The sequence below is a fragment of the Leptotrichia buccalis C-1013-b genome (genome assembly GCF_000023905.1).
Classification (GTDB): Bacteria; Fusobacteriota; Fusobacteriia; order Fusobacteriales; family Leptotrichiaceae; genus Leptotrichia; species Leptotrichia buccalis.
Genome location: NC_013192.1, coordinates 2,102,450 through 2,126,967, shown reverse-complemented (window position 1 = coordinate 2,126,967; position 24,518 = coordinate 2,102,450). Strand labels below are relative to the sequence as shown.

General features: G+C 29.3%; 19 protein-coding genes. 11 read left to right on the top strand and 8 right to left on the bottom strand.

Annotated features, from left to right (window positions below; translation table 11 throughout):
* Nucleotides 1–296: 296 nt before the first annotated feature.
* A complete protein-coding gene (locus LEBU_RS09915) occupies nt 297–674 on the bottom strand; it encodes a hypothetical protein (protein WP_015770200.1) in 378 nt (125 codons plus the stop codon).
* A 1,003-nt stretch (nt 675–1,677) separates the two neighbouring features.
* Here LEBU_RS09915 and LEBU_RS09910 point away from each other — a divergent pair.
* From LEBU_RS09910 to aroB, 6 genes are all read left to right on the top strand, one after another.
* Nucleotides 1,678–1,998, top strand: a complete 321-nt coding sequence (locus LEBU_RS09910) for a putative heavy metal-binding protein (protein WP_015770199.1) — start codon at nt 1,678–1,680, stop codon at nt 1,996–1,998.
* Between the two features lie 65 nt (nt 1,999–2,063).
* Complete coding sequence (gene aroF / locus LEBU_RS09905; RefSeq protein WP_041760660.1) at nt 2,064–3,083, top strand: 3-deoxy-7-phosphoheptulonate synthase; 1,020 nt, start codon at nt 2,064–2,066, stop codon at nt 3,081–3,083.
* Nucleotides 3,084–3,122: 39 nt separating this feature from the next.
* Nucleotides 3,123–4,322, top strand: coding sequence for a glycosyltransferase family 9 protein (locus tag LEBU_RS09900; protein ID WP_015770197.1), 1,200 nt, complete (start codon nt 3,123–3,125; stop codon nt 4,320–4,322).
* A 35-nt stretch (nt 4,323–4,357) separates the two neighbouring features.
* On the top strand, nt 4,358–5,221 hold the full coding sequence (locus LEBU_RS09895) for a prephenate dehydrogenase (protein ID WP_015770196.1): 864 nt from the start codon (nt 4,358–4,360) through the stop codon (nt 5,219–5,221).
* 25 nt (nt 5,222–5,246) lie between these two features.
* Nucleotides 5,247–5,849: a GNAT family N-acetyltransferase gene (locus LEBU_RS09890; RefSeq protein ID WP_015770195.1), complete on the top strand. Its 603-nt coding sequence runs from the start codon at nt 5,247–5,249 to the stop codon at nt 5,847–5,849.
* Nucleotides 5,850–5,988: 139 nt separating this feature from the next.
* On the top strand, nt 5,989–7,080 hold the full coding sequence (aroB, locus tag LEBU_RS09885) for a 3-dehydroquinate synthase (RefSeq protein WP_015770194.1): 1,092 nt from the start codon (nt 5,989–5,991) through the stop codon (nt 7,078–7,080).
* 158 nt (nt 7,081–7,238) lie between these two features.
* Here the strand turns inward: aroB and LEBU_RS11790 are convergent.
* A protein-coding gene (locus tag LEBU_RS11790; protein ID WP_238974481.1) for an IS5 family transposase occupies nt 7,239–8,005 on the bottom strand; the annotation gives its coding sequence in 2 pieces (ribosomal slippage) (nt 7,239–7,681 and nt 7,681–8,005; 768 coding nt in all).
* 250 nt (nt 8,006–8,255) lie between these two features.
* Here LEBU_RS11790 and LEBU_RS09870 point away from each other — a divergent pair.
* The 5 genes from LEBU_RS09870 (at nt 8,256) to aroC (ending at nt 15,990) form a co-directional block, all read left to right on the top strand.
* Nucleotides 8,256–9,350, top strand: a complete 1,095-nt coding sequence (locus tag LEBU_RS09870; RefSeq protein ID WP_015770192.1) for a DUF262 domain-containing protein — start codon at nt 8,256–8,258, stop codon at nt 9,348–9,350.
* Nucleotides 9,343–11,418 carry an Eco57I restriction-modification methylase domain-containing protein gene (locus LEBU_RS09865; RefSeq protein WP_015770191.1) on the top strand — a complete coding sequence of 692 codons (2,076 nt, stop codon included), beginning with the start codon at nt 9,343–9,345 and terminating at the stop codon, nt 11,416–11,418. The genes LEBU_RS09870 and LEBU_RS09865 overlap by 8 nt, the downstream gene beginning before the upstream one ends.
* A 21-nt stretch (nt 11,419–11,439) precedes the next feature.
* Nucleotides 11,440–12,735, top strand: a complete 1,296-nt coding sequence (gene aroA / locus LEBU_RS09860) for a 3-phosphoshikimate 1-carboxyvinyltransferase (protein ID WP_015770190.1) — start codon at nt 11,440–11,442, stop codon at nt 12,733–12,735.
* Nucleotides 12,736–12,765: 30 nt separating this feature from the next.
* Nucleotides 12,766–14,718 (top strand): hypothetical protein, encoded by a 1,953-nt coding sequence (locus LEBU_RS09855; protein ID WP_015770189.1) that lies wholly within the window; start codon nt 12,766–12,768, stop codon nt 14,716–14,718.
* A 174-nt stretch (nt 14,719–14,892) separates the two neighbouring features.
* A complete protein-coding gene (gene aroC / locus LEBU_RS09850) occupies nt 14,893–15,990 on the top strand; it encodes a chorismate synthase (RefSeq protein WP_015770188.1) in 1,098 nt (365 codons plus the stop codon).
* A gap of 219 nt (nt 15,991–16,209) precedes the next feature.
* On the opposite strand, the gene LEBU_RS09845 is transcribed toward aroC, so the two are convergent.
* The 6 genes from LEBU_RS09845 to LEBU_RS09820 all read right to left on the bottom strand — a co-directional run bounded on the left by LEBU_RS09845 (nt 16,210) and on the right by LEBU_RS09820 (nt 24,516).
* Nucleotides 16,210–17,316, bottom strand: coding sequence for a S66 peptidase family protein (locus tag LEBU_RS09845; RefSeq protein WP_015770187.1), 1,107 nt, complete (start codon nt 17,314–17,316; stop codon nt 16,210–16,212).
* Between the two features lie 104 nt (nt 17,317–17,420).
* The gene (locus LEBU_RS09840) at nt 17,421–18,560 is read right to left on the bottom strand and encodes a tetratricopeptide repeat protein (RefSeq protein ID WP_015770186.1); all 1,140 of its coding nucleotides are present in this window, start codon (nt 18,558–18,560) and stop codon (nt 17,421–17,423) included.
* A gap of 145 nt (nt 18,561–18,705) precedes the next feature.
* Nucleotides 18,706–19,404, bottom strand: a complete 699-nt coding sequence (gene dapD / locus LEBU_RS09835; protein ID WP_015770185.1) for a 2,3,4,5-tetrahydropyridine-2,6-dicarboxylate N-acetyltransferase — start codon at nt 19,402–19,404, stop codon at nt 18,706–18,708.
* Between the two features lie 216 nt (nt 19,405–19,620).
* A complete protein-coding gene (gene nrdG, locus LEBU_RS09830) occupies nt 19,621–20,148 on the bottom strand; it encodes an anaerobic ribonucleoside-triphosphate reductase activating protein (protein ID WP_015770184.1) in 528 nt (175 codons plus the stop codon).
* Nucleotides 20,149–20,187: 39 nt separating this feature from the next.
* Nucleotides 20,188–22,380: an anaerobic ribonucleoside triphosphate reductase gene (locus LEBU_RS09825; protein ID WP_203415698.1), complete on the bottom strand. Its 2,193-nt coding sequence runs from the start codon at nt 22,378–22,380 to the stop codon at nt 20,188–20,190.
* Nucleotides 22,381–23,070: 690 nt separating this feature from the next.
* Nucleotides 23,071–24,516, bottom strand: coding sequence for a TrkH family potassium uptake protein (locus LEBU_RS09820; RefSeq protein WP_015770182.1), 1,446 nt, complete (start codon nt 24,514–24,516; stop codon nt 23,071–23,073).
* Between the last annotated feature and the right edge of the window lie 2 nt (nt 24,517–24,518).

The window sequence follows — 24,518 nt, the reverse complement described above, 5'->3', positions numbered from 1 at the left end:
CCAAAATTATACGTATTTTGTTTAGGCCGTGTCTGAAAACTCAAAATCTATGTTATATTTAATGTTTTTTTGATTTTATAAATTATACAAATCACGATAAAAGCAGTGTTTATTATTTTTGATTTTGGAAAAATTTGTTAAAAATTCATCATTTGAAGAGTTTTCAGACATGCCCTAGATAAATAAACTACTCCCACTTCTATAAGCGGGAGTTTTTTGTTAATTATCTAACTTCAAAAATACAGATATGACTAAAATCCTAATATTATCCAGTCCTATAAATTCGAGAAGTCAAATCATAGAATTGTATCTTTAATTCTAATTATTCCTAAAATTTTCTCAATTAAATTTTCAAAAATTATATTTCTATCTTTTTCTTCTTGATGAAATACTAAAAAGTACAAATCACTATAAAATTCCTTTTTTCTCCCATTTATAAAATAATTTCCACATCTTACTTTCTTTTTATTTTTTACAACCAATACTTTCTCGCTATTTTTTTTACATTTTGAAAAATAAATTCCAAATTTTAGATTATCAAATTGTATTTTTTCAATATTCTTTTCTTCAGTTTCCCCGTCTTTTAACTGAAAAATTCTCTGCATTTCCTGATTTATTCCTTCTATATTGTCTGTATTTGTAAAACGAATAAAACTTTCATTATTTTCTTTCATAAATATTGTTCCTCCTTTTATTTCTTGTTTTTTATTATTTAATAATATTATCAATTTTGATTTTAAAAAATATATAAAGCATCACTATGACATAGATTTATCACTCTCCTATACAATAATTTAAAATAAATTAATTTTAAATTTTATTAAAAAAATAAATTTAGTGAAGTAATTGTAGCATATTATTTTGGGATTTTTTAGAGTATATTTTATTTTTTGTTAATCTTTATGAAATATGAATATTAAAAGAATTATTTTTGTTTTTAATGTTAAAATAAAATTAAGAAACAAATTATAATATTGTATAAAGTCCTAAAAATCATATGTTAAAAGAAACATTAAAAAATTTAATTTAATAATAAAAATAAAATTGTAATTAAACTAAAAGTGATAGCATTGAAAAATAAGATATATTCAAGTTTCTAAATTTGTATAAAATTAAACTAGCAATATTTAAATAAATTTAATAGTAATAGTTTTTTTTTCATATTTACATATTTTACTTGTATTTTACTTTGTCTTAATAAATTTTAATAGTTGACAATATATTTAATATTTGTTATTATATATGAAATAATTAGTAGGATAGTAGGATAGAAGGAATTAATTTTATTGAAAAAAGATACAAAAGGTAGTTTAGTAGTTTAGAAAAATTAGTAATGTTGAAAATTTAAAGAATTTACAAAAGAATAGAAACTTATATCTAACTGATTTTGAAAATATTTTGAAGAAAATTAGATGATTTTAAAGTTAATTAATTATAATTACTGGATATAGAGGTTTGGAATATAATGATTACCTTAGAATAATAACAAAATTTTATAATTTTGGCTTTATTGGAGTAATTTTTATAAATTTTGACTGTAGTAAATAGACTATTAAAGTATCGTAAAATATAGAAATAAATGTTATGTATAAATATTTAGATTTTATCCTCTCCTAAAATTATTTTAAGAGAGCTTTTTTTTACATAAATTCAGGAAAAGGAAAAGAGGTAGGAAAAATGGTTATTACAACTACAAATGAAATTCAGGATAAGAAAGTTGTGGAATACAAAGGGATTGTATTTGGAGAGGTTATTTCAGGAATTAATATGTTTAAGGATTTAGGAGCAAATCTAAGAAATATTTTTGGAGGAAGATCAAAAGGATATGAAGATGAACTCTTGGCAGCTAGAACTAATGCTCTTGAAGAAATGAAAACTAGAGCAGCAGGTCTTGGAGCAAATGCTATTATTGGCGTAAAAATGGACTATGAAGTGCTGGGAGCAGATAATGGAATGCTTATGGTAACTTGCAGCGGAACAGCTGTAGTTGTAGGTTAATTTAATATTGTACAGTGAAATCGTTTTATAATTTACGTAATGAAAATGGAATAGGAGAAAAAATGATGATTATTAAAGTAGATGGCGGAATAAGTGAAAAAATCTTGGAAAAATTGATAAATAGATTGGAAACAGAAAATAATGTAAGCGTTAAATTAATTGCTGGCAAAGAATATTTAATTTTAGGATTGGTTGGAGATATTAGTACAATTGATATAAAACATATTCAAGCTCTAGATTACGTGCTGGATGTACAAAGGGTGCAAGAGCCTTATAAGAGAGCAAGCCGAAAATTTAAGCCAGAAGATACTATTGTAAAAGTGGGAAATGTCGAAATCGGAGGAAATAGTCTTGTGATGATGGCAGGACCTTGTTCTGTGGAAAATGAGAAGCAGATAATTGATACAGCAAAAGCTGTAAAAGCGGCTGGAGCAAATATTTTAAGAGGTGGAGTTGTAAAACCGAGAACATCGCCTTATGCCTTTCAAGGATTAGGAATGGAAGGTATTGAATTAATGAAAAAAGCAAAAGAAGAAACAGGGCTTCCAATAATATGTGAAGTTATGTCAATCGCTCAATTGCACGAATTTGGACCACATCTTGATATGATTCAGTTAGGTGCGAGAAATATGCAAAATTTTGATTTGCTGAAAGAAGTTGGGAAAACAAATATTCCAGTCCTACTGAAAAGAGGATTGAGTGCAACAATCGAAGAATGGTTAATGTCGGCAGAATATATTTTAGCTGGTGGAAATGAAAATGTAGTTCTTTGTGAAAGAGGGATTAGAACTTATGAAACGGCCTACAGAAACGTATTGGACTTAAATGCAGTGCCTATGATCAAAAGATTGACACATTTGCCAATAATTGTAGATTCAGCTCATGCAACTGGAAAATACTGGATGGTAAAACCACTTGCAATGGCAGGAATTGCTGCTGGAGCAGATGGGCTTATGGTAGAAGTACACCCTGAACCAGACAAGGCATTGTCAGATGGGCCTCAATCATTGAAATTTGAGGTGTTTGATGATTTGATGCAGGATGTGGAGAAGATTGCAAATGTGTTAGGGAAGAGTTTTAAATAATTTTTATAAATAACAATAAAGAAAGGATAATTTGTAGTTTTGGAACTGAATGAAAGAGAAGCATTAAAAATAAAAATTGGTAAGGAATTAAAGTTAAAGACGGAAGAAATGGCAACAAGACAGGAAATGCTGGAATTACTGAAAGAATTTGATGATTATATATTGGAATATCCAGAGGAATTAAGTGGTTATGGAAATCGTTCGGTAGTATTGGAGGCGCTAGGATTGTATCAACTGGCACTTAATGATTTGAATGTAGTTACTCATATGTCTCCAAATTTGCATAGAGGCTGGTTAAATAAAGCTTTAATAATGTTAAGATTGGGAAGATTAGGAGAAGGATGGCAGTATTATGAGTGGCGTCGAGGAATGGTAATTGATAATAATGACTTTCCTAAAAATCATAGAGAAATTGCTTTACCATATTGGAATGGTGAAAAGAATACAGAAAATAGCAAGTTATTTATTTATGCAGAGCAAGGACTAGGTGATAATATTCAATTTTTTAGATTTATTTTGGAATTAAAAGATAGGGGAATACATATTTCAGTCTTAAATAAAGTTGAATTAGATAGTTTGTTAAGATATAACTTGGAAAAGAATGATATTGAAATTTTTGAAAACGGTGCAAAATTGACTCCAGAGTTTAAATATTATGCCTTTTTAATGAGTTTACCGCATTGCTTGCAAATAGATAATATTGATAAGATACCGTATAAATCAAAGTACATAGATGTTCCACCTCAATTTGAAGAAAAATGGAAAAAGAAATTAAGAGCCACTAAGAAAAAGAAAATAGGGGTATTTTGGACAAGTGATTCTGAACATAAAAAGAGCAGATTTAGAAATGTTTCATTTGAAAAAATAAGAAAATTATTTTCACTTGATGCAAAATTCCATTGCTTGCAAAAAAATGTATCAGAAGAAGATAGACAAGCTGGAGAAAAAGTTAAAAATCTATACTTTTGGGATACAGAATTAGAAGATTTTTCCGATACGGCAGCATTAATAAGTCAAATGGATTTAGTTATTACAATAGATACTTCAGTTGCCCATCTTGCTGGTGCTTTAGGAAAACCTACCTGGATTATGCTTTCTTATCATCCTGATTTCAGGTGGCTACTGGACAGGGAAGACAGTCCCTGGTATGACAGTGTTAGATTATTCAGACAAGATGAAGATTATCAATGGGATGATGTAATAGAAAAAATAAAAAATGAATTACGTGAAATTATATAAACTTTTTAATTAATAAAAAGGGGGTGTCTATTATTTTGAAAAAAATAGAAAATTTAACGGTAACAATAGTAGGACTTGGAGTAATTGGAGCAGCTTTTGCACAAAGCTTTAAGGAAATCGGCATTAAGACTGTTTATGGAATTGATATTGATGAGGAAACGATAAAAAAGGCAGAAGAGAAAAATATGATAAATAAAGGTTTTCTCGAAACTAAGGAGCCTTTGGAAAAGTCAGATTTTGTGGTAATTACTCTTTATCCGAATTTGATGAAGTCGTTTTTTGTGAATAATATTAATTATTTTAAGGAAAATGCGATAATTACTGATGTTGTTGGAATTAAAGAGAAAATTATCAAGGATATTGATCCGATTATTGAGAAGAGTGGAAGAAATATTGACTTTATTTTTGGACATCCTATGGCAGGACGTGAGAAACGTGGGATTGATTTTGCAGACAACAGAGTATTTAAAGATGCAAATTATATAATTATTAAGGATGAAAAAAATAAAAAAGAAAATCTAGAATTGCTCTCAGAAATTGTTAAGCTGATGGGTTTTAAGAAAGTCAGTTTTCTTAAGGCACAGGAACATGATGAAATTATTGCTTTTACTAGCCAGCTTACGCATGCGATTGCAGTTTCTCTCGTGAATAGCGATAGTGAAAAGTACGATACAAACCGATTTATTGGGGATTCTTATCGGGATTTGACAAGAATTGCAAAGATAAATGAAGATTTGTGGGCAGAACTGTTTATGGGAAATAAAAAAAATCTTTTGAAAATGATACAGCAATTTGAAAGAGAACTTGATATAATAAAAGATGCCCTGAACAGTAATGATTTAGGAACTTTAAAGGAAAAATTTATAATTTCAACAAAACGTAGAGAGAAAATTGATTAAGAGAAATTCATTTGGGAGGAATAAAATGGAAAATAGCTCTGAAAAGAAAAAATATTTAAAAACATTGGTTGGTGATAATGTTTATCTTTCGCCAATTTCTGTTGATGATGTTGAGGAATATGCTGAAATGGTTAATGATATAAAAGTTTCGGTTGGTTTGGGTTATCTTTCCTATACAAATATTATAGATTTTGAAAGTGAAAAAGAATTATTAAATTCAATCAAAAAAGAGAAAAGATTTGCTGTCAGATTATTGGAAAATGATGAACTTTTGGGAAATGTAGGTTTTAAATCAGTAGGAGAGATACATAGAACAGCTGAAATGGGAATTATGCTTGGAAATCCAAAATATCAGCGAAAAGGTTATGGAATAGAAGCTATAAACTTGCTACTTGATTACGGCTTTTCATTTTTAAATCTGAGAAATATATCGTTAAATGTATTTGAATATAATGAGGTTGCTTATAATTTATATAAAAAAATAGGCTTTAAGGAAGCTGGGAGATTGCGTAAAGCAGTTGAAATTCTGGGAAAAACTTATGATGTAATTATAATGGATATGTTAAAAGAAGAGTTTCAGTCAGTTTATATAAAAAGGGAACTTGAAAAAAGATATAATTTAAAATAAAAATTTATATAGTAAAATCATTTTAAATGTTTGAATTTAGTGGTTTTGCTATATTTTAATATACAAATAATTCGTTTTAAGAATTTATTTACATATTTTGATTAATAATTATTTATCAAAAGAGAGGATGGAGAAAATTATGGAAATATTGAATGTTGGTTTGGAAAAAAATTCTTATGATATTATAATCGGGGAAAATTATGCGAAAGATTTTCCAAAATATATAAAAGAAATTTATAGCGGGAAAAAATTATTTGTCATAACTGACTCGAATGTGAACGAAATTTACAAAAATATTTATGAAAAAATGTTTGGTGGATTTGATTACACGGTTTATGTACTAAAAGCTGGAGAAAAAAACAAACATATTAGAATTATGCCGGAAATTTATTCGGCGATGGTAGAAGCTGGTGTAAAAAGAAAAGATTTAGTCGTGGCTTTTGGAGGTGGAGTTGTTGGGGATATTGCTGGGTTTGCAGCGGCCTCATTTTTGAGAGGGATTAGTTTTATTCAAATTCCTACGACAATAGTTTCCCAAGTTGACAGCAGCGTTGGGGGAAAAGTTGGAGTTGACTTGCCAGAGGGGAAAAATTTGATTGGGGCATTTCACCAGCCAAAATTAGTTTTAATTGATAATTATTTTTTGAACACATTAACAAATCGCTATTTTTATGATGGATTTGCGGAAATTGTGAAATATGGATGTATTTATGATAAGAAGTTTTTTGACAGACTTGTGGAAATTGTGGAAAAAATTGGGGTTTCGCAAGATGATGAAAATTATATAAAAAAATTACGTGAACATTTGATGAAATATGTGAATGAGCTTGTTTATCGTTCTTGTGAGATAAAGAAGGAAGTTGTGGAAAAAGATGAGAAGGAAAGTAACTTGAGAATGATATTGAATTTTGGACATACTATCGGACATGCGATAGAGCAGTTTACAAATTATGAGAAATATTCGCATGGAGAAGCAATTTCTGCTGGAATGGTAGACATTACAAAAATTGGAGAGAAAAAAGGGCTTACTAAAAAGGATGAATTTTTAAAAATTGAGAAATTGTTGAAGGCATTGAATTTACCGACTGAGATTGAATATCCGAAAGACAAAATTTCTGAAATTATGAAAAGGGATAAGAAAAGTACAAGTGATGGAATTAATTTTGTAATTCTGAAGGAAATTGGGGAAGTTGAAATTAGAAAGATAGGGGAAAAGGAGATTTTTGAGTAAGTAGTAAGTATTAGAAGTTTAGGATATAATGAAAAAATGATTTTAAATAGTTATAGATAATATATTTTTTTTGTAAAATATTATGAAGAATGGAGCATTTTTATTTAGGGCGTGTCTGAAAACTCAAAATCAATGATATTTTTAATGATTACTTAAATTTATTTTATTAAAATTATTATGCATCCTATATAAATAAAATTTATAAATGTGCTTGCCAGCTTATCATAGCGTGTCCCTATTCTGCGGAACTGTTTAAGCTTATTGAAAAAACATTCCACAAGATGTCTTTCCTTGTAGATATGGTAATCGCATTCCCATTTATCTACTGCATTGGACTTCGGAGGTATTACACATTCTTCCCCGTGTTTTCTTATGTACTCCCGAACTTCCTTTGTTCCGTATGCCTTGTCTGCCAGTATGTTGCTGTCTTTTATGCTTAGCTGCGACAATATTTTAATTGCTTGCGTACTATCGTGAATCTGTCCTGCACTAAGTTTTATATACAGCGGATTTCCAAGTCCATCAACAACTGCATGGATCTTAGTTGTCCTTCCACCTGAGCTTCTCCCGATGTGCTGATTCACTTCTGAATCTTTTGCCCTTTTTTAGCTCCTGCACTGTTCTGGTGGGCTTTAACTACTGTAGAGTCAATGCTCAAGTTCTCATAGTCGGCATCTTCCCTTAAATGCTCAAATATTTTAAGCAGAGTCCCCTCGTCACGCCATTTGCAGAAACGAGAATAGACCGTCTTCCATGAACCGAAACGTTTAGGAAGGTCTCTCCAAGGTGCACCGCTGCAGGCAATCCATAGCACAGCATTAAACATCAGGCGTAAATCCTTGCCTGGACGTCCTGTCTTAGCTTTGGGAAACATATGCTTTATTTTATTCCACTGTTCATCTGATATTTCATATCTTCTTTGCATGATAGAAGCCTCCTGTGCTTTTCTTTTATTGTATCAGACTGAGAGCAATGTTTCAACTCATTGATTATGGGTATATTATTTGATAATCATTAAAAATATTATTGATTTTGAGTTTTCAGACACGCCCTAATAAAAATTTTAAAATATATAATCAAAAAAGATTCTAGAATGTTGCTTGAAAAATGTGAGTTAAACATAAAAAGCCATAATTTGAATATTATGAATATAACTGAGATTGGAGATGAAAAAGATGAAGAGTAATATAAAAAAATTATATGAAAGTTGGAAAGTAAAAAAACAAGATGCTACAGTAGAAACGGTAATTTTAAGTGTAGGAGAAATAATAAGAAATTATGAACAAGGAAGAATAAATATAACTCCTGAATATCAGAGAACCTATAAATGGAATAATGAAAAAAAATCTAGATTTATAGAATCTTTAATACTTGGAATGCCAGTTCCAGCAATATTTGCTATAAAAGAAGAAGATGAAGATTATAATTTGAAGTATGAAATAATAGACGGATTACAAAGAATTTCTACTATTTTAGAATTTGTAGGGAAATTAAAGGATAATAAAAATTCTGAAAAATTAAAAAGAATAGAGGGAGCTGATATATTATTTGAATTAAATGGATTAAGTTGGGATGATATAGAAAAAACAAATATGGGGTTTATATTTGAAAGTTCAACATTGTTATTTATGAATTTAAAAACATTAAAATCACACATAAAATATGAAACATTTAAAAGATTAAATACTGGTGGAATCCCCTTAGAATCTCAAGAAATAAGAAGTAATATACTATCACTAAGAGGAGATAAAAAATATAAAGAATTAATTAAAAAATATGAGGAAATAGAACTTAATTTTTTAACTGAAAAAGATATAAAAAGTAGAAAAGATATGGAATTATTTTTAGAATTTTCTTTGATTAGTGAATACAAAAAATTTATAAAAATATTTAATGAAAAACAAGAAAATACAAATAATAGAAAAACATTTGAATTATTATTAGATGATTATACAGAATATGTAGATATAAAAAAATTAATTAATATATTAGAAAGTTATAAAGAATTTTTGAAGTTATGTGAAAAATTTAAATTTAAAAAATATAATAAAGAAAAACAAAAAAACATTGGAATATTTATAAATCAATATTTTGAAATTGCATCGTTTATTTATTTTAAAAATAAGGATTATTTAACTGAAGAAAATTTTAAAAAGATGTTTGATAAAACTTATGAGCAATTTTACCGTTCAAGGGGATTAAATAATCCACCTGCTCTAAGAAGATTAGAAGAAGCTCACAAATATGTGGAGGAAATTTTAAATGAATAAGAAAATTGTTATTTTGCAGGAAATATTGGATTATCAAGAAAAAATATTTAATTTTATTAAAAGAGAAGAATTTTTTTTAGAGACTAGTTTAAACGAAGAAAAGTTATTGAAGTTAATATCTGGACTTGCAATAATAAGTTCGATATATGAAAAATTTACAACAAAATTGATAACAATATATTGTGATATTTTCATGAAAACTGAAAAGGAAAAAGATGGAATTATTCAAAATAATAAATCAATTGGAAATTTATCAAAGATGATAAAAGAACTAAAATTAGAAGTAGATGAAATGTATAGGTTATTAAAGTTAAATAATGATTTTGAAAAAAATGATATACTTAAAAAAGATTCTAATCTTTTAACATACGGAGATTTAATAGTTCATATGAATAAAATTTATCAAAAAAGAAATAAATATGTTCATGGAGCTTTTGAAATTAATGAAAATATAGATAAAGAAAAATTTGAAAAATATGTTTTAGATACTTTAGATAAAGAAAGTGCAATTTTATTAGTATTAAAAAATGCTTTTATTTCAAAAATACCTTATTATTTAATAGAAAAGGAAGAATTAACAAAAAATTATAAAAAATATGAAGAATTATACAATAATTTTTTTGAAAATATAGATAATGAAATTATAAAAGAAAAATCACAATTTTTTACTCCAATAGCAATATCTCAGAAACTAGTTGATGACTTAAAGCATTTGAATAAAAAGTTTGAAAAAGAAAATATAAAAATATTGGATCCAAGTTGTGGATTTGGAATACTTACAATAAATTTGTTAGAAAAAATAGTTGAGATAAGTAGTGATTCTAATAAGAGAATAAATAAAATAGAAGTGGATATGATAGATATAGATGAAAAATGTATAGAAAATTGTAAAATCATAATGAAAGAATTTTTAGAAAAAAATAATTTAAATGATTTAGTTGAAGTAAATTATATTATTGGGAATTATTTAAATTATGAAATTAAAAGAAAATATGATTTTATTGTACAGAATCCTCCATTTAAAAAAATAAAAAAAGAAGAAAAAGTAAAATATGATGGAGAAATAACAAAATATATTAATGGACAGGCAAATTTATATCACTTATTTATTATAAAAAGTTTAAAATTATTAGATGAAAAAGGTATTTTATTTACGATCTCTCCCAAAAATTTTTTATCAGGAAAGTATACAGAAAATTTAAGAAAATTTTTGTTTAATAATTATAGTTTAACTAGACTTCATTTATTTGATGAAAGAAAGAAAATTTTTAAAAATATTATTCAAGAAATTTGTATAACTCAAATTGAAAAAAGAAAACATAAAAATATAAAAATTTCTTATAATGGTAGTAAGCCCTTCGAATTAGATAGAGAAATATTATTTCTAAAAAGAAAAAATAATATTTTATTATCACCGAGAAATAGAGAAGAAAGTAATTTTATAAAGAGTATCAATGAAATTTTTGTAAAAAATAATGTTTTTTCTTTTCATCCAGGAAAAGTAGTACAATTTAGAGTAGATAAAAAAAATTTAAGTTCAGAAAAATTTAATAAAGAAAAAAAACAAGTTCCTTTACTTGTACCTAAGCATTTAAAAAATGAGAGGATTGAATATGAGGATTTAGATAAAAAGAAAAATAAGAGTATAAGCATCTTCTATAATGAAGAAACACAAAATTTATTTTTAAAAAATAAAAGATATATAATTTTAAATAAAAATTCTGGAAAAGAAGAAAAAAAATTAATAAAGCCTGTATTATATGATGGAATTTTTGATATAGAGTATATAGCATTAGATAATAATTTAGCATATATCGAATTTTTTGATAATAATGTCAGTGATTTTATATTTTATGGAGTATTTTGTGTCTTAAATTCAAAGCAGTTTGATAATTATTATAGAATGATAAATGGAAGTCATACTTTAAATTCTTATGAATTTCAAAATTTATTATTTCCAAAAAAAGAAATTTTAGAAAAAATAGGATTAGAATATTTAAATACAAAAAAAGAAAATAGTATTGAAATGTGTTCAGAAATTTTTGAAAAATATATAAAAAATAAATAAAAAAATAGAAGGAAATACAACATGAAAATAAAAATAAAACCAAGCATATTAAACGGAACAATAGAAATACCACCATCTAAAAGTTATTCACACAGGGCGGTGATTGCAGCGGCATTAGCTGAAAGCGGGAAAAAGTCAACGATTGATAATTTAAAGTTTTCTGTGGATATTACGACAACAACGGATATTATGGAAAATTGGGGAGCGAAAATTAAGAGATTTGAGAGTGCTCTTGAGATTATCGGGAATGATGGGAAAGTTGTTCCGAAGGATAAGTATGTGCAATGTAATGAGTCGGGATCTACAATCAGGTTTTTGATACCGATTGGGATTACAGATGAAAATGAGCTGATTTTCGATGGAAAGGGGAAGCTGGTGGACAGACCGCTTGACTCGTATTATAGGATTTTTGATAAACAGGGAATTTTGTATAAAAATGAGAATGGAAAATTGCCGCTTACAGTGAATGGAAAATTGAAGGCAGGAAATTATGAAATTGATGGGAATATAAGTTCACAGTTTATTACTGGACTTTTGTATGCCTTGCCACTCTTGGACGGAGATTCAAAGCTGACTATTAATAAGAATTTGGAGTCTAAGGGATATATTGATTTGACATTGGAAATATTGAAACTGGCAGGAATTCAGATTGTGAACAATAACTATAAGAGTTTTGATATAAAGGGAAATCAGATTTATAAGCCGTTTGATTATACTGTTGAGGGGGATTATTCACAAGTGGCGTTTTGGATTGTAGCTGGAATAATTTCGGCTAATAAGGATAACGAAATAAAATGTCTACATGTGAATAAAAATTCGTTGCAAGGTGACAGGGAAATTATTGAGATTGTGACTAGAATGGGAGCAAATCTTAAGATTTTCGATGATTATGTACTTGTGAAACCTTCTAAAACTAAAGGAACAATAATTGATATTTCGCAATGTCCTGATATTGGGCCAATTTTGACAGTATTAGGAGCCTTGAGTGAAGGGGAAACTAGGATTATTAATGGAGAAAGACTTAGAATAAAGGAGTCGGATAGAATAACTTCAATAAAGACTGAACTGAATAAACTTGGAGCGAATGTGGTTGAGGAAGGGGACAGTTTAATTATTCAAGGTGTAGAGGGATTTACAGGCGGAGTTACAGTGAATGCATGGAATGACCACAGAATTGCAATGTCGCTTGCGATTGCTTCGACAAGATGTGAAAAGGAAATAATTCTGGAAGAGGCTGAAAGTGTCAGAAAATCTTATCCGCATTTCTGGGATGATTTTGTGAAAATGGGTGGAGAGATTGAAGTTATTGAGAAGTAGAATTTAGAAATAAAAAATGGAGGAAAATTCATGAAATTAAATTATAAAAAGAAATTCTACTTTGGACTGATGGCTTTATTCTTAGCAGGAATGGGGTTTAGTACGATTTCTGTTGCAAAAACTACAAGTAAAAGTAAAATAGTAAAATCAATTTCTGCTGATAGCGCTATTATGGATGTAAAATCTTATGGGTTTGTTGATTTGGAAGGTGCGAAAACTTCAGCAATTATTGTTGAGTATAATCAGGATATTAAGGCAGATTCTGTAGATAAAAATGATTATGAGATTACAAATTATGCGATTTACAGCGAGAAAAAAGATGGTTTTGAGAAAACGATAGAAATTGATAGAGATGGTACGAAAGGGAATGAAGGGAAAATTACGAAAATTTATGTCAATGATAAGCCAGAAATTTCTAAAAATGGTGGTACTAAAGAAGGAAAATATGTAATTATTGAAGTGAATACAGAATATGTGCTTATGGGACAGAATTTATCCTATACAAGTACAATGATGGCCGGTGTAAAACAGATAGGGGAAATTACTGGGAAAAATGGAAAAATTACTGCAGGAACAAAAGAAGTTTCAAATTATACTTTATCAGAAGAAACACAGACAAGACCAACAGGAGAAACTGTTACAAAAACAGTAATTACAGCAGATAAAAATAAAATTATCTTGCCGGAATTTGACAAAAATAGTGGATGGAAAATACATTATATTGGAAATGGAGGATTTAAAGCTACTAAGGCATATAGTGAATATACTGGAAAATATGAGGATTTTGAAATGCCTTATGCAATTTATGTTCCAAATAAAGAAATTTTAGAAAAAAATAAAGGAAATATTTCGGTTGTACTTCATATGGAACACGCAGGAGCAAATGATACTGATCCAATGGCTTCACTAACTTCTTCAAAAGCGTCTGTAAAAATGGCAAGTAAAGAACTTCAAGAGAAAAATCCAGCAATAATCATTGTTCCACAAGTTGAAGAAAATCGTCGTTCTACTAATGATGTTGTTTCTTCGAGCGAAGAAAATCCAGCAATTTGGGAACTTTTGGATTCTGTTTTGAAGGAATATAAAGGATATATTAATGAAAGCCGTATTTATGGAACAGGTCAATCTATGGGAGGAATGCTTCTTTTAGATATGGCGGCACAAAGAGATAATTTTTTTGCGGGAGTGGCAATTTTAGGCTCTCAATGGTCTAATAATTATAATAAAGATTTTCAAAATAATGGTGCGCCAGCTCGTTCACCACAAAATGATTCGATTAGTTTTAATGGATTTGGACTTGATAAAAAGAATTATCAAAATTGGTATTATATGATTTCTGATGATAATATATTGGTTCATACAGCTTCAAATGATTTGATGGCAACAAGTTTATGGAAAGCAATTCAGGAATATTTTAAGGCTGTAGGAATTGAAATTGCTCATGACGAATGGGATCCTTATCTTTCTGTTGAAGAGCAAAATAAAATTGATAAAAAAATGACAACCCATGATAATACAAAACCAGGTACTGGAATTAACTGGGGAGAATTTAGCAAGGGATCGCATATGTCAACTTGGAAATATGGGTATCAAATAGATTATCCTTTTGAGTGGCTATTTGAGCAAAGACGGGAAACTGCTCAAGCTCGTGGAAAAGTGGAACAGTTAAAAAATAAATGGCTTGGTCGTGATAAAAATGGAAATATTAAAAAAGGATCTGGGACTGCTGAATTGAACACAGCTCAATATACGCCTAATGGAAAAAGTGATATTTACACAGAAGATTGGAAACCTTATATTATTGTGAGTAAATTGATAAGTGATATTCCGAACGCTGAAAAAATAGTATTGAATAAGAGAACTGGCGAAAAATATACGAAAAAATCATATGTGGAAATGGTTCGTAAATTATATAATTTACTTTCAAAAGAAGAAAAAACAAAAGTTAAAAATTATAAAGATTTAGTAAAGGCTGAAAAATAGAGTTTTCAATCTTAAAAGTTGCAAATAAAGATTGATATTATTAAAAATGGATATAAAGTTAAAAATTAAATTTTTAAAGTATTGTGGAATATTTTAAAATATATTAAAGAAAAATTGTTAAAAGATAAAAATCATTTTTTATTATGATTTGCATAAAATAGAAGGAGTAAGAAAATGGCAGCAAATTTTGGAAAAAATTATAAAATTTCGATTTTTGGAGAATCGCATGGTAGTGCATTAGGAATAAATATTGATGGAATTCCAGCAGGAACTGAACTGGATTTGGAATTTATCTCGCAGGAAATGAGGAGAAGAGCGCCAGGAAGATCTAAATTGACAACGCCTAGAGTGGAAAAGGATGAATTTGAAATTTTGAGCGGCTTTTTTGATGGAAAAACAACTGGAACACCACTTGCAATGATTATTAGAAATTCAAACCAGCGTTCAAAGGATTACAGCGAATTGAAAAGAAAGCCAAGACCAGGACATGCAGATTGGAGCGGATTTAACAGATATAACGGTTTTAACGATATTCGTGGAAGTGGGCATTTTTCTGGGAGAATAACAGCTTCATTGGTATTTGCTGGGGCGATTGCAAAGCAAATTTTAAAGGAAAAGGGGATTTTGATAGCGGCACATATCAAATCAGTAAAGGATATTGAAGACAGGGACTTTGTGGAAAGTGATATTACACAGGAAAATATTGATAAACTTAGAAATATGACTTTACCTGTCTTGAATGAGGAAATTGTGGAAAAAATTGAAAAGGTTGTGGAAAAAACTAGGGAAGAAAAGAATTCACTTGGTGGAATTGTGGAACTTATGGTTACAGGACTTCCTGCGGGAATAGGAGATCCGTATTTTGAATCAATGGAAAGCGAGCTTTCAAGAATGATTTTCTCGGTGCCAGCTACAAAGGGAATAGAATTCGGAGCAGGCTTCGGAATTACAGAAATGACAGGATACGAAGCAAATGATGAAATGTTTTATGATGAAAAAGGTAATATAAAATCATTTACAAATAATAACGGTGGAATCATAGGTGGAATAACGACTGGAATGCCAATTTCATTTAAAGTGGCAATAAAACCTACAGCTTCAATAGAAAAAGCACAAAAAACTGTAAATCTTGAAACAAAACAAAATGATATTTTGGAAGTGAAAGGAAGACATGATCCAATAATAGTGCCAAGAGTAGTTCCTGTATTGGAGGCGGCTACGGCGATTGTGATTTTGGATAGAGTTTTGGAAAATAACAAATACAGTAAATAAGTAAAAAAAGTTATTTAAAAAAAGAGATGGCCAAAAACCATCTCTTCCCAAAGTTTACATTATCATTTAATTTCCCAAGAAATCCGAATTTCTTTTTTGTTTTTTATTATCTTCTTTTCCTTCTATTATATTTTACTCCTAAATCGTTTTAAAAACAAGTTTTTTTTAAAATTATTTGAAAAAATATATAAATATGAAAATTGAATTTTATATAGATTCTTATTTTGTTGATTTTTCAATTATAATCTGCTTTTTATAAGTATCCATTGTTGCATTTGCTCCAATTGGCACTGCAATAAAAGGTCTTACGTGTCCTGATTTGAAATCTTTTATAATCGGAATGTTTAATTTCCCAAAAACGTCATAAAAAACTTCATCAATAGTCATATCTGTCGGATCAGACTGTTTTGGATTTCTAAAGTTTCCTATAATAATTCCTTGCAACTTATCAAATTTCCCTGCCAATTTTAATTGCTGTAACATTCTATCTACACGATAGCTTGGTTCGTTCACTTCTTCAATAAATAATATTTTTCCATCTGTATTAATTTCATGATCTGTTCCAAGAGTTGCTACTATTAACGATAAGTTTCCGCCAGTAATTTTTCCATTCCCACGTCCATTTTTCATAATTGAATATGTATTTTCAAATTCCAGTAGGTTGTATGGCTGGTTACTCATAAATGTCTTGTTAAAAGAATTTTCAGTAATAGACGGGATATTTTTCAAATTATCTGCCATAGGACCGTGAAATGTTACAAGTCCAGTTTTTTCGTTAATTGCCAGTAATAATGTCGTATTGTCACTAAATCCTGAAATAATTTTAGGATTTTTTTTAATTACATCATAATTTAATTTATCTATTATTCTAATTCCACCATATCCACCACGTACAGCAAAAATCGCATTAATATTTGGATTTGCAAACATATCATTTATATCTTTTGCCCTTACGCTGTCAGTTCCTCCAAATCCATGCCATTTAGAATAGTATGATTGACCATAAACGACATTGAAACCACGGTTCTTTAAATATTCAACTTCTGCGGCACTGTTTTCGTTAGCATAATTTGCAGGTGCAATTAGTCCAATGGTATCTCCAGGCTTTAATCCTTTGGGAATAATAGTTTCATTATTTGCTTTGGTGTTTTGATTATTTGGTTTATTTATACTGCTATTTGCAGTATTTTTTATGTTTGTATTAATATTTGTATTAGTAGATTTTTTAATAGTGTATGTTGAGGTTGTTTTAGCGGCATTTAATGTGAAGCTGCCTAGAATTAAGCTTAATATTAGTAATTTTTTATTTGTTTTTATTGTTCTCACTTCCTTATGTAAATTAAATTTCTTAAAAAAATAGGCAATTATCTCACAACATTTTAAAGTAGGAGAGTATTGCCTAATTATATGATTTTATTTCTTAAAATTTATTATTTCATTGCTTGAACTTGTTTTAAAATTTCTGATGCTCCATTTACTTTACTTTTTACAGCTTCTTGTAAAATTTTAACTGCTTCATCTTTTTTACCTTGTCCTGCATAAACTTGTCCTAAAATAACTTTTGCATTGTTGTCTTTATCTTCATTTATTGCTTTTTGTAAATATTTTTCAGATAAAGCTGTTGCTCCGATATTTGCAAAATAAGTTCCAATTTGTCTATTAGCTTCTTTTGGTGCAGCTGATTTTAATTGGTTGTAAATTGAATTTACTTTTGTAGCGTTATTTTGAGTTTCGTAAATTCCTAGTAATAATACTTTTGCACTTGTATTTTTAGGTTCTACAGATATTGTTTTTGTTAAATATTCTTCAGCTTTTGTAAGATTATTTTGTTGTAAATAAAAAGTTCCTAACATTCCTAAAATTTGTGCATTTTTACTTTTTGCTGCGGTATTCATTTCTAATAAGTATTTTTCAGCTTGTGTAGGATTTTTTTCAGATAAAGCGATTTCCGCTAATAAAATTCCTGCTCCATTTACACGGTCAGTTGCTCCTGTGTAAGCTTTTTGTAAGTATGGTTTAGCTTGTGCTGCCTTATTGTTTGTCAAGTAATATTGTCCGATGTTATAATTTACTTCTGCTACGAAGTTTTTATCTGAAGATTGCACTGCTTTATTATATCTTGCTGTTCCTTTTGATTGTTCATTATTGTCAAAATAGAAAATAATTAAACTTGATGTAACATCTGCACTTTTTCCTCCAGATTTTTCATCTGTCCAAAGAATATATTTTTCAGCTTCAGCTTTATTTTTTTGTTGAATTCCTACTAAATATAATAATCTTGCTGCTTCTACAGCTTCAGGAGTTGTAGATTGTCCATTTCCCCATGCAGCTTGTAAATAAGGTTTAGCTTTGTTTACATCATTGTTTTGTAAATAATATGCACCTAATTCAAGATTTGCTTTTTGTGCGTAAGTATCAGTTCCTTTTGCTAATCCTTCTAGAACTTTTACAGCTTCTGTAATTTTTTTCTGTTGCCCTAATTTTACCGCATTTTCATAATCTGATTTTGAATCAGCGAATGAAATTGCTCCTGTTACTAAGATTGCTCCTATTAGTAATAATTTCTTCATTTTTCCTCCTAATTATTTTTTCCTTTTTAAATCAAGGTATTTATTATTTATGAAATATTTTATCATTTCTAAATTTGATTTCACTTATAAAGTTGTGTAAAAAATTTTAATAATGTCTTTTTTATCTGATTTTTTATAAAAAATATTAAATATTTCTCAGTGCATCAACTAATTCTGTCTTTGAAGCAGTTTTTGCATCCACGCCTTTTATAATTTTTGCAGGCGTTCCAGCTACAACTACACCTTCAGGCACATTTTCCGTAACAATTGCCCCAGCTGCGACAACCGAGCCTTTTCCTACTCTCACGCCTTCCAGCACAACTGCATTTGCTCCAACAACAACGTCATCTTCAATAACTACTGGATCTGCTGATGGCGGCTCAATAACTCCTGCAAGCACTGCTCCTGCTCCAATGTGACAATTTTTTCCAACTTTCGCACGTCCACCAAGTACAACGTTCATATCAATCATTGTCCCTTCACCAATTTCAGCACCAATATTTATTACAGCACCCATCATAATAACGGCTCTGTCTCCAATGCTTACTTTATCACGTATAAAGACTCCTGGTTCAATTCTTGCATTAATATTTTTAATGTCAAGCATAGGCACACCAGAATTTTTTCTATCGTTTTTCAAGTAATAATTAGTCAAATTATTTTCATTAATAATTTTCTCAATTTCTTCCCAATCGCCAAATACAACTTTTAAGCCGTCTTTTCCAATTACTTTACAAGAATAAGAATTTTTTATTTCTTCATCTGTATAAAGTTCCACAGGCGTTGTCTTTTTGGCATCAGCAATATATTGAATAATCGCCTTTGATTTTTCCAATTCTGTCATTTTACTCCTCCATTTTTTTAATTGTATAACAATTTATCTATATAGTTACAATTCCTAATTTATTTTTATATTTACTAAAATTATAACTTCCAAATCAACATACTTTTCGTATTTTATCATTTTTTTATAATTTTTACAACCATAACTTTATTTTTTAGCTGAAAAAAACAACTTTATTGCAAAAGTTCCCTAAACTAAAAATATTTATTTTCAAAATCAAATAAAAAAATATTCTTTTTTAATAATTCTTTGGTTACTGCTCCCTCTAAATTTCAAATTAGGATCATACAACTCCTTTATAAATCGCCCATCCACTAAAACATCCACATACTCAAGGCATTTTCTCCGTAATTCATCTTCCCGTACCTGCTCCAGCGTATATCCCGTATAAAGCCATATATTCTTTTTCGTTTTTTCCTTCAAAAATTTTAGCACTTTTAGCATCTCCACTGGATTAAAAAGTGGATCTCCACCACTTATTGTAATTCCGTCAAGTAACGTATTTTCATTTATTTCTTTTGCAATTTCTTCTAATTTTTCATAAGTTAATATATTTCCATGCTTTGGATTCCATGAATATTCATTATGGCAACCAGGACAGGCGTGAGAACAGCCAGCAAAATAAAGTGAATAGCGAAGTCCAATACCATCAACAATTGTTTCTTTATAAGTCATTAAAAGTCTTAATGTAAAATCATTTTTTAAATTTTTTTCTGATGTTTTTTTGACTTCGACTTTTTTCACTTTAAATTACCTCTTTTCTGTTTCTCACAAATTTCAAAGTTATTTTACCCCATGTTTTACTCTGTCGTGTTCTTCAGCTTGTTTTGCACTGTTCCAGCTATCCAAATCTCCAGTTAAATAGCCTGTTATTCTTCTAATTCTGGAAATATTATGGCTTCCGCAAATCGGGCATTTGTCATAAATTATTGCTTCCGTTCCACAATCTCTGCATCTGTCAACAGGATGATTTATCGAACCATATCCAATTCCAGTATCTTTCATCACTTTCACAATTTTTAGCATAACACCCATATTTTTACGTGCTTCCCCATCCAGTTCCACATAAGTAATATGCCCACCTTTTGTCAATTTATGAAACGGTGCCTCTTTTCTTATTTTATCAAAAAGACTGATTTCCTTTTTTACGTCAATGTGAAATGAATTTACGTAATAATCCCTGTCTGTCACATTTTTGATTACTCCAAACTCATTTCTATCAATACGTAAAAATCTTCCTGCCAAACTTTCTGCTGGAGTCGCTAAAATCGAATAGTTCAAATGATATTTCTCCCTAAACTCATCTGCAACAAATCCCATTTTTTTAATCGTGTCATAAAGCACCTTGTAAGCAATTTCGCTTGTTCCATGTTCTGCGTCAAACAAAGCATACATAGCATTTGCTCCGCCTACAAAGCCTATTGAAAGCGAGCCTGAATTTATCGCTTCTCTCACTTCCTCATTTCCGTCTTTTACACCAAGTCCTTTCCACAAGTTATTACTTCGCATAAATGGAAATTGTTTTGCCAAAGCTGTTTTTTGGAAATTGTAACGCTCATAAAGCTGTTCTCCTGCAAGATGTGTAGTTTCCAGTACTTTTTCTTGAAATTCCTTTGTCAATAATTCAATTTTTTTATTATTTTTTTCTTCTTCATTTAAAAATTTTCCAGCCTTTTCCATTTCTGCAATTTCTTTTTCCACATTTTTTCTAGTTATTATTGCAATTCTCGGGAAATTTATACTTGTAAATGACAAATTTCCACGCCCAAGACTGCTTTTTTCTCCATTTATATTTTCAAAAACACGTGTTCGGCAGCCCATTGTTGCAATTTCATATTTATATCGTTCTGGGTCGTCAATTCGCCATTTTTCATGCTTATTAAATTCAGAATCTAAAAATACAAAATTTGGGAATAATCTTCTGCTTGAAGTTTCACAAGATAATAATAACAAGTCAAAATTTGGTGCCTCAAATTTTATTTTTTCATTTTCAGAATCATTTTCATAAGAAATTTTTTGATTTTTTACACTTTCCAAAGCGGTATCAAAATCACTTTGTGCCAAATTATAGTCATTTTCTGTATAATTAAGCCCTTCTTTTACTTTAAAAATCTGTATTGGAAAAATAGGAGTTTCGCTTTTCCCAAGTCCGCTGGAAGTCGCCTTTAAAAGCTCACGAATAACCATTCGCCCTTCTTCTGAAGTATCTGTTCCATAATTTATTGAAGAAAAGACAACTTGATTCCCGCCACGTGAGTGCATTGTGTTAAGATTATGTAAAAATCCTTCCATTGCCTGATAAGTTTCATTTTTAGTGTCTTCGTAGGCTTCCAGCAATAATTTTATCAAGTCATTTTTATTTATTCCAAAATTTTCTTCAAGCAATTTTATTTCATTTTCACTGCATTTTATTGAAAAAATATTTTTTAATAAAAATTCCTTTGCATTATTTTCATATTCCTTTGTAATTTCTACTCCATTTTTAATTTCCACAAAGCTCAAAATTCTTCTTCTTAAATGTCGTCTAAACGATTTTAAAACACCTTTTGCCATATAAAAATCAAATGCTGGTATCGCTTGACCACCATGCTGTTCATTTTGATTAGTTTGAAAAATAATAGTTGCAAGTGTGGCATAAGTTGAAATGCTTTGTGCTTCACGGATATAGCCGTGTTTTGTGTAGAAGCCGTGTTCAAACATATCCGCCAAGTCATATTGCAAACAAGTTGTAGTTTTGCTGGAATAAAAATCCAAATCGTGAATGTGGATAAGCCCCTTTTCATGAGCTTCTTTAAATTTCGGTGAAACTAAATTTTCCAAAGCGTAAATTTTAGAAACTTCACTTGCAAATTTCATCATTTGTCCCGCTGGTGTCATTGACGACATATTGGCATTTTCATTACACGTGTCGTTACTTTCAACATTTACTATTCCTGATATTATTTCTCTTAAATTTTCTGTTAATTGTGGTTGCATTTCAATTCCTCCCTTATTCCTGCACTTTCTTTTATCATTTTTTTTTTGCAAACCATCAATTCCCAAGTCCCTTTTTATTATTAATAATCCAAGCATTATTTTAGCTTGGAACACTATATATTGTTTTTATGATATAATGATAACACAATATTTTGTGTTTTTCAAGTTTCATATATAAAATATATAATTTGATAAATAGCCAGTTTTTTGAATATTTTTACTTTTTTTTCTTTTATTTTCGATAAAAAAAATTTATTTTATTTATTTCAATCATATATTTTATAAATTATACATAAGGGTTTGAATTAATCAGATAATTTAGATTTTTTTGCTCCAAATTATATTTGTATCTAAAATTAATACTAAGCCCCATTTAAATAACGAATTTATTACAAATTTTTCCAACAAAGGATAAGAGTATTTCAAAATAATTAAATATAATTTTTTTGTTTTAATAAACCGACGGAGCTTTTATTTGTTCAACTACGACTGTTTGACGACTATAAGGAGGAGTTTCGTAGTTGGGCAAATAAAAGTCGTAGTCTAGCTATAGGTGCAGGATTTGCGGCAATGAGCAATCCTGCGAAAAAAAAAGAAAAAACATAACAAAAATAGTAAAAACTGATATTATCCTATATTTTTGAAAAATAAAAAACAAGGGAACAATAAAAATCCCTTGCTTTAAAAAATTTATTTTAATTTCCAAGTTGTTGGTGAAAACAATATTAGCATTGGAAAAATTTCAAGCCTTCCTGCAAGCATTCCAAAGCTTAAAACTATTTTTGAAAAATTATTTAATTCAGCAAAGCTGAATGCAGGTCCAACTTTTCCCAGTCCAGGCCCGATATTATTAAAAGTTGCCGCAACCGCACTAAATGCTGTCATAAAATCATCTACTGAATAAGAAATTATTAGTAAAATTCCTCCGAAAACAAGTGAGTAAATTAGAAAATATACTGCAATACTTTTTTGCATTTTCACGTTTACAGGTTTATCGTCAGATTTTATTGCAATTACACGGTTTGGGCTTATCATTTGAATTATTTCTGCAAAATAGATTTTTATCATCAGCACTACTCTTGATATTTTCAGACCTCCAGCAGTAGAGCCTGCACACGCTCCAAAAAACATTAAAATCAGCAATATTACTTGTGAAAATAAAGGCCATTTTCCAAAATCGGCTGTAGAATATCCAGTTGTAGTAATAACAGAAGAAACTGAAAAGAACACATCCCTTATACAATGAGCAAGCGAAGTGTATGTTTTACAAATATTCAGAACTATTAGCGTAATCGCTCCAAAAACTATTAGCAAATAATATCGTAATTCCTCATTTTTTAATACATCCTTTACTTTTCCAATTAAAATAAAATAATAAATATTAAAGTTTACTCCAAAAACAATCATTCCAATTCCCAGAACTATTTCAATATAAGGATTATTATACGGCAGAATGCTTCCATTTCTCACTCCAAATCCACCTGTTCCAGCCGTACCAAATGCAAGAAGTGAAGATTCAAACAAATCTAATCCGCCAAACATTAGTAAAATTATTAAAACTATTGTCATTACAATGTAAATTTTATAAAGCATTCTCGCTGTTGTTGACAATTTTGAAACCAATTTTCCAAATGTTGGTCCTGGAACTTCGGCTTTCATTACGTGAACTGAAGTCGCAGAGCTTGGGAAAATTGCAAGTGCCAAAACTAGCACTCCCATTCCACCAACAAAATGGGTAAAACTTCGCCAAAATAAATTAGAATGGCTAATTTTGCTAAGGTCTGTTATTATGCTTGAACCAGTTGTTGTAAAACCGCTCACAATTTCAAAAAAAGCGTCTATAAACGATGGTATTTCCTTTGTAATTACAAAGGGTAGTGCTCCAAACATAGACATCAGAATCCACGATAAAGACACTATTATATATCCTTCTCTTCCTTGAATTGAAGTTTCTTCTGGAGTTTTTGCCGAAAGAAGGAAGCCTGTTGCCAGAAGCATCAGTATTACAGTCCCGTATGCGATTTTATATTTCGCATTTTCATTGTAAAGAAAACTTATAATTAAAGGCAAGATCATTAGACCAGCTTCTAGTATAAGTATTCTTCCAGTTATGAAACTTATCATTTTTTTATTCATTG

Coding starts and splice junctions, on each gene's coding strand:
- LEBU_RS09915 (WP_015770200.1), bottom strand. CDS start 674: ATGAAAGAAAATAATGAAAGTTTTATTCGTTTTACAAATACAGACAAT.
- LEBU_RS09910 (WP_015770199.1), top strand. CDS start 1,678: ATGGTTATTACAACTACAAATGAAATTCAGGATAAGAAAGTTGTGGAA.
- aroF (WP_041760660.1), top strand. CDS start 2,064: ATGATTATTAAAGTAGATGGCGGAATAAGTGAAAAAATCTTGGAAAAA.
- LEBU_RS09890 (WP_015770195.1), top strand. CDS start 5,247: ATGGAAAATAGCTCTGAAAAGAAAAAATATTTAAAAACATTGGTTGGT.
- aroB (WP_015770194.1), top strand. CDS start 5,989: ATGGAAATATTGAATGTTGGTTTGGAAAAAAATTCTTATGATATTATA.
- LEBU_RS09870 (WP_015770192.1), top strand. CDS start 8,256: ATGAAGAGTAATATAAAAAAATTATATGAAAGTTGGAAAGTAAAAAAA.
- LEBU_RS09865 (WP_015770191.1), top strand. CDS start 9,343: ATGAATAAGAAAATTGTTATTTTGCAGGAAATATTGGATTATCAAGAA.
- aroA (WP_015770190.1), top strand. CDS start 11,440: ATGAAAATAAAAATAAAACCAAGCATATTAAACGGAACAATAGAAATA.
- LEBU_RS09855 (WP_015770189.1), top strand. CDS start 12,766: ATGAAATTAAATTATAAAAAGAAATTCTACTTTGGACTGATGGCTTTA.
- aroC (WP_015770188.1), top strand. CDS start 14,893: ATGGCAGCAAATTTTGGAAAAAATTATAAAATTTCGATTTTTGGAGAA.
- LEBU_RS09840 (WP_015770186.1), bottom strand. CDS start 18,560: ATGAAGAAATTATTACTAATAGGAGCAATCTTAGTAACAGGAGCAATT.
- dapD (WP_015770185.1), bottom strand. CDS start 19,404: ATGACAGAATTGGAAAAATCAAAGGCGATTATTCAATATATTGCTGAT.
- LEBU_RS09825 (WP_203415698.1), bottom strand. CDS start 22,380: ATGCAACCACAATTAACAGAAAATTTAAGAGAAATAATATCAGGAATA.
- LEBU_RS09820 (WP_015770182.1), bottom strand. CDS start 24,516: ATGAATAAAAAAATGATAAGTTTCATAACTGGAAGAATACTTATACTA.